The sequence below is a fragment of the Endozoicomonas sp. genome (assembly GCF_031844845.1).
Classification (GTDB): Bacteria; Pseudomonadota; Gammaproteobacteria; order Pseudomonadales; family Endozoicomonadaceae; genus Endozoicomonas.
Window position 1 is genome coordinate 1 of sequence record NZ_JAVRMB020000250.1, and the last position, 6,306, is coordinate 6,306.

The window sequence follows — 6,306 nt, forward strand, 5'->3', positions numbered from 1 at the left end:
AGATGTGTATAAGAGACAGGGCCAATACCTCCACCAAGAAGCCCCTGGCGGAGAAAAGCCGTAGCCGCCATGTACCAACGGACAACAAGCTGCTAGAGCGGATCACTGATCCAGCCCTGAGAGCCTTGTTCGGGCAGATCATTGCCGAGCGCAACCGCTACCGCAAGGAGGTGAATATCCTCAAGCAGCACGCCAATGTGGTCATTGATAAACGGCCCGTGCGTCAGTTCGAAGCTCAGGCGAAGCCTTCTGTTGAAGTGCTGCCTTCCTTGAGCGGGCTGCTTACAGCCTCAGAGGTCAAGGCGATCCAGTTTGCGGTGTCCGACGAATGTATGGAAAAGCACAATTGGCAGACCACCCAGGCCGGTCAGGTAAAGGAGATGGAGTACAACTCCGAAATCTTTCCCCGAGGCTTTGTGACGGGGCTGCACAAACTGTTGAGCGAGGTGAGCGATGGCGAGCGGTAGGCAGCGAGCTGAGCAAAATGTCGCGACCTTCGATGCCTGGGTTGCCACCGGACGAAGACTTCGCCCAGATCATCTTTCAAGGCAAGCTCAGTCGCGTTGAAGTGGCTAAGGGTGTGGGTTGCGGCAAGTCCGCTCTGAACCAAAACCCTGCGCTACGAAAGCGACTCAAGGCACTGGAGGAAGGGTTGCGGGAACGGGGCGTCCTGCCATCCCTGACCGAGAAAGCCAAAGCACAGGCTGGTCAACCTGGGGAATACGACCACAAGGCAGCACGGCGCGCTCTGGATGCCAAACGGATTCACTGCTGGAACAAGAAAATATTGAACTGAAAGCCCGCGTCCGGGAGTTAGAAGCAAAACTGGAACGCTTTGGCGAGCTGTCCGAAGTCTTATCTGAAACAGGGATGATGCCACGCTAATGAACGCTTCAAGCCTCAAATACACCGATGCCTTGCGAGTGACCAGCATCTCGTATGCTACGGCGGAGTATGTGATCTTCAGTGGCGTGCCGCTGAAACAGGACTCGTATCGCATTAACAACGGCAAGTATTATATCACCATCAAGAGTGACGTTTTGGTACTGCCCGTCGCTCCTGCGATTGGTCAACAGTGGGAGGTGACGGGGCGACGCATGATCGATGCCGTTGAAAGCGGCGATTACCTAATGCAACAGCACACCTACGAAGCACCTGCCAAAGTCCACTGCACTCTCCCTGAAGACGGTGAGCAACTGATTCGTTTTATCGCCAAGGAAAAGGACTTCAAGGGTATTGGTGACCAGAAGGCAATGGCTCTCTGGGAACACTTGGGAAAGGGATTTCACGATACCCTGAGAAAAGACACACCTGAGTCCCGAAGTACTCTGAGAGAGTTAGGAATTGTCCCGAAATAAATTACCCATTTGCCAGTAGATTGAGGCACCTGGGGCCTGAGGAGTAGCACTGTAAACAATTCCGGCTGCGTTCTCCGTTCTCCGCTGTCATTGTTACAGGGATTGTACACAATCCATCTGGCAGGGATAGCCAACCGTCGGGCAGGATGGATCCTGTACAATCTCGGTAATTGCTCCTCGGTAACTGCTCCTGCGTTACTCTACCTCCTGCATCCATGCAGTCGCCTGTACACAATGACAGCGGAGAACGCAGCCGGAACTATTGACAATGCTCCCCCCAAACGCCTAAATCTACTGGCAAATGGGGAATTTATTTCGGGACAATTCCTTAATCAGATTCTGAAACAGAAACTGGACGGGTAATTATCCTGACAACAGACAGCCGGAGGGTATCAATCCTCCGGCTGCTGCATTTCCATATTGCCTGCCTGGTCATGTCATGCCCCCAGGCTGGCCACAGCCCAACCTCTCTACACTCATTTTTTTCTCAGCTTGAGTCGGACAGCCTCAGCCATTTTCATAGAATTCCATTCTCCATAAAGATAACTCCATTCTCCATAAAGAGAATTCCATTCTTCATTGGCTAAATGATCATTTAATTTTGCTGATAGCAATGTGCTTACTATTACCTGGTTCTTGTCGCAGATATACTGCTGATCAGCTGGGTTTATACCTTTTGACTGAAGAAAATGTAGTATTCCCAATGCTTCTATTACTTTGGATGTGATCGTGGTTGATGGTGTGCATTGCAATAATTTATCTAGCATAGAATCATTAAATTCAGACCAGAAATCTTCGCTCAGTAATCGGTCAAGAGGCTTTTCTCCCGCATTGTTTTCGCAGTTCATATCAGCTCCCTTGTCAATCAGACGATCCAAAATCCAGATTTGACTAGCTGAACTACCACCAAATTTTGTCTTTTTGTTAATATCAAAAGCACAGTGCAAAACACTGAACTCAGAACGTTCAGTTTTCTTATTAACATCCACTTTTGCATTAAGTAAAAAATCAACTGCCTTACAATGCAAACCACGCACAGCTATCAGTAACGGTGTTCTTTTCTTGCCAAGATTTATATCTGCACCATGGCGAACCAGTACCTCCATAGGTTCAACATTATTGCTCATGGCAGCACAATACAAAGGCGTTTGCGTTTCACAGAAGCCAAGGTGATTAATATTCGCACCTGCTTTAATTAAATGCTCCATAATCGCACAATGTCCTTTCCATGCAGCACGGTGCAATGGAGTTTCATTCGAATTATCCGGAAGATCTACTGTTGTGCCTTGAGTAACCAGATACTCTGCAATGTCTGTCTGCCCACACTCTGCTGCAATGTGCAAAGCCGTTCTGCCCGAATGGTCGGTATGATTGACAATAGCAATATCCTGTTCAATCAGCACTTTGACTGCATCGAAATCACCCTTACACACCGCGTCAAATAATGCCTTTATATCGTCTTTATTTTCTTCTGCCGTTTTTCCTGTTTTGGCCAGGGTTATTTCCTTGGATGCTAACCGTGTTTCCGAATCTGCTGATACCCCCCGTCCAGCACCAACTGGCGTACACCTGATTTTACTCACTTGCCTGCAGCCACTGTGACCTGACGCTGACGACGGGACCACCGCCTCGAATGTCAGTGCAGTCTGGAGAGCAACGACTGCGGGTATGTCTTGCGGGTTCATTGATATACACCTGATTGACAGACTTTTATTTGCCGCGAAAAAAATTGCCCTGGCTACTGCACAGTGACTAGCCGATTCGAGCCGTCAATACTACATTTACCGCAGTCACTCAATCCGCACAGTATAACTAACATTGCCACTGGCACCCGGCAAAAGTGAGCCGGAAAAACGCCAGATAATGGTACCGCTGTAACCGGCTCCATTAGTCTGGGAGCCAAACACCACAACTTCGCAATCCGCTAACCCTTCCGGGCGGGTATCGGGGCAGCGAACCGGCTCCGACAGCCGGGTCATGGGCGGTGTATCGGTAAAAACATCCAATTCCCGGAGGTTCTCTGTACCAATATTTCGGTAAGTGATGGTGTATTTCTGTAATTCATCCGGATAAGCCGTACTTATTATGGTTCCTCCATCGCTCCGGCTGAGATTTTCTACCTGTTTGTACAGAGACAGGCCGGGTTGCCAATTGTCCTCCACCATCAGGTAATCAACAACACGGCTAGTAACCACGGGCCCGACATCGGATTCTCCCGACGGGTCGCCGGGCTCTGTGAATTCTGCCGCCAGTTCAAGGAAACCTTCTGCACCATAGGGGGTTTCTGCCGGGATAAAAAACATCGCCTGAAAGCAGGTGGGTTGATTAGCCGTCAGTGTCAGGGTGATTTCCTCATCTTCAGACAATAGATTACCCCCCTCAAGCGCACATTCACTTTCAGATACGGTCAGCGGCCCCGAGATATTCCAGGCTGACAGGGCAGTGCTGTTACAATCCGAACGCTGCAGGGAGATCGGCCATGCCACTGAACGGCCATCAGTACCTGATTGCCATTGCGCCGTTAGCCGGGCTTCTCCGTCCCTGGAGCTGGTAACGCTGTGAGCAAACCTTACCAGCAGACCCGGCAACGAGGTGCGCGAATGCGCTGGCGTCAGAGCCACCACGGCCGGCTTATTGACATAACCGATGAACGCTATCGTGGTCTGTCCCTGCCCCAAATTGATGAATTGGGGAGAAGGGGTGCCGGAACCCGGAACCAGCCCCTCTAAGGGCACCTGATCTGGTAGAACGGTGACTCGGTAGTACCCGTCATCCAGATTTTTTATCTTCACTTCCCCCTGATCATCGGTGATTTCATTCCGGATGAAATACGCTTGTCCGTCAAGGTCATCAATCTCTGCGATTTCCATCCAGACATTTGCCAGCCCGGGCTCATTATCATCCGGGTCGCCGTTACCATTCAGATCCCGCCACACAGTGACCCAGATTTGCCCTGGCCTCTTGATGTCATTATTCAGGACAGGTACATCACTGGCGAGCACCGTCGACTCGCATGCCTCGACATTCGGTTTTCCCGGGGTAAAGGAGACGTTCTGAAAGCCAGTGAGTAAAGATAATACGCTGAGCAGAAGTAAACGTATCAACCAGCCATGCTGTTGCAGATATAAAAAATAGAGGGAATGAGCGCTAGCCATTACATCGATAACCCCTTTCTCTTAATAAGCGTCCCAAGCCGCACGCGGCTCAACATCTATGAGTAATCCGGAAGAAGCTGGAAACAAAGAACAATCAGTTTCTAGCTTCCAGCCCCACAAAGTTACTCGGAAGCGCATAACGAGCGTGTTAACTGACATGCGCCTGTTCAGTAAATTCGTATACCAAACATCAGCGAAACCGTTTCACCCGGTGCAATCGCCGGTAACCATTGTGCGCTGATGGTCTGATCCAGTACCGTGATCGTTCCCGGGAGTACCCCTTGTGCAGCAGGAAGGCCTGATCCGGTGACAAAGCGGGTAAAAGCCGGTGCCCTGTCATGAATAATCAGATTCTGCACAGGCTCTGCCCCCTGATTAACCGCCGTCAGTTTATAGACCACGCAGGTATCAGGCCGGGCCGGAAAATCGGTGCCGGAAAAACGATCCGGGAGGGGGCTTCGACAGTCCCAGGGTGCCTGCTGTTTGGTGATGACCACCCGGGCATCGTTAACCAATGCCGTATCGGTTACCGATACACTCAGACGTTCACCCTTGCCGTCAGGATCTTTCCAGGAGGCCGTCAGCGTGGTGATATTTCTGCGGCCTGAAAAGGCATTGGCAGGGGCAAAGACCTGAACCACCAGGTTCCGTGTCTCTGCGGGCAATAGCGGGGCAATATCAGCAACGGGCAGGTCACCGGCGGATAGCTGACCATCGCCATCCAGATCCTGGTAGACCCGGGATTGCCAGCCACTGCCGGCCAGGGTATCGGTCAGCTTGAGATGAACAATATCAATGGTAACTTCGGTGTGATTCACCAGTTGATGGAGAAAATAAGTCAGGCTACCCGGCAGCACCTGAGCCAGTCCCATCGGAGCCAGGGTAAGATGGCTGGCCGCGGCGGTTATGGACAGCGCCAGATGCAGGGTGTCCTCTGAGTCCCGGTTTCCGGAGACTGCCTTAAGCCACAAGGAGCCACTGCCGGGAACGGCATCTTCCGGAATGGTAATCTTCAGTTTTACTTTTTCTGAACCCGATACCGGCAGAGTTACTGAGTGAGTGATCGGAATATTATCAGCATTAAGAAATTGCCAGGAAAGGCCAGCAGGCAGTGTTACACCGGGTTTTGGTACTATGGTCAGCAGGTAGCTGTCTGGCCTGCCCCCGGTGTTAGTAATGAAAATATTATCCAGCACAAGGGTTTCGCCGGGTTGACCGGACAGCGTGCGCAGCGGGCTGGCTTCTGGTCCCGGCCCACTCCCGGGGGGCGGGTTACTGCCCAGGGGCTGATCCAGGGTCAGATCCACAGAAGCATCAGATTCCGCAGGCATAATCTTGACCAGCCAGTTGCGAACATTGTCAAACACCTGGTCAGCACGGTTAACATCCACCACATCCAGCACCGCAGAATAACCGGACTCCCTGATATCGGCAGTACCGCTGTTAAGGGGTAACTGCACTTTAAAGCGAACCTCCATAAACTCCCGGGGCTTGAGATCATCAATATCAACCGCTGGCGGATCAGCCACAAATGCGGAGCAGCCATCGCCGGTATCCAGGCAATAAAGCGTTCCCGCAGGGAAACTGTTGTTAAATAGGGACAGGAAAAGCCGGTAGGTGGTCATTTCAGTACCGGTATTCCAGAGATAGTTGGCAAACTCAACCACCGTCCCTGCCTGGGCCAGTGGTATCATTACCGGTTCAGACTGATCCGTGGCTGAGATATACGGACTGCCATTAAGGCTGACGCCATACCCTTTAATATAAAGGGGGACATAGTTGGACTCCTGCTG

The 6,306-nt window shown here is 51.4% G+C and carries 5 protein-coding genes and 1 pseudogene; 3 read left to right on the forward strand and 3 right to left on the reverse strand.

All coding sequences use genetic code 11. The annotated features are described in order from the left end of the window. From gmtX to RM811_RS13525, 3 genes are all read left to right on the forward strand, one after another. Positions 1 to 467 (forward strand): gamma-mobile-trio protein GmtX (gene gmtX, locus RM811_RS13515; RefSeq protein ID WP_402525152.1); only part of this gene is annotated, 467 nt, incomplete at its 5' end. A 17-nt stretch (positions 468 to 484) separates the two neighbouring features. Beyond that, positions 485 to 796: a VPA1267 family protein gene (locus RM811_RS13520; RefSeq protein WP_402525154.1), complete on the forward strand. Its 312-nt coding sequence runs from the start codon at positions 485 to 487 to the stop codon at positions 794 to 796. Positions 797 to 884: 88 nt separating this feature from the next. Beyond that, entirely contained in the window at positions 885 to 1,358 is a 474-nt protein-coding gene (locus RM811_RS13525) for a hypothetical protein (RefSeq protein ID WP_402525156.1), read from the forward strand. 476 nt (positions 1,359 to 1,834) lie between these two features. On the opposite strand, the gene RM811_RS13530 is transcribed toward RM811_RS13525, so the two are convergent. The 3 genes and pseudogenes from RM811_RS13530 to RM811_RS13540 all read right to left on the reverse strand — a co-directional run. Then, complete coding sequence (locus tag RM811_RS13530) at positions 1,835 to 2,941, reverse strand: ankyrin repeat domain-containing protein (protein WP_402525159.1); 1,107 nt, start codon at positions 2,939 to 2,941, stop codon at positions 1,835 to 1,837. A 207-nt stretch (positions 2,942 to 3,148) separates the two neighbouring features. Beyond that, entirely contained in the window at positions 3,149 to 4,513 is a 1,365-nt protein-coding gene (locus RM811_RS13535) for an SdrD B-like domain-containing protein (protein ID WP_402525161.1), read from the reverse strand. A 167-nt stretch (positions 4,514 to 4,680) separates the two neighbouring features. Continuing rightward, positions 4,681 to 6,306 (reverse strand): annotated as a pseudogene (locus RM811_RS13540) (hypothetical protein); the annotation flags it as partial.

Coding starts and splice junctions, on each gene's coding strand:
- RM811_RS13520 (WP_402525154.1), top strand. CDS start 485: ATGTCGCGACCTTCGATGCCTGGGTTGCCACCGGACGAAGACTTCGCC.
- RM811_RS13525 (WP_402525156.1), top strand. CDS start 885: ATGAACGCTTCAAGCCTCAAATACACCGATGCCTTGCGAGTGACCAGC.
- RM811_RS13535 (WP_402525161.1), bottom strand. CDS start 4,513: ATGGCTAGCGCTCATTCCCTCTATTTTTTATATCTGCAACAGCATGGC.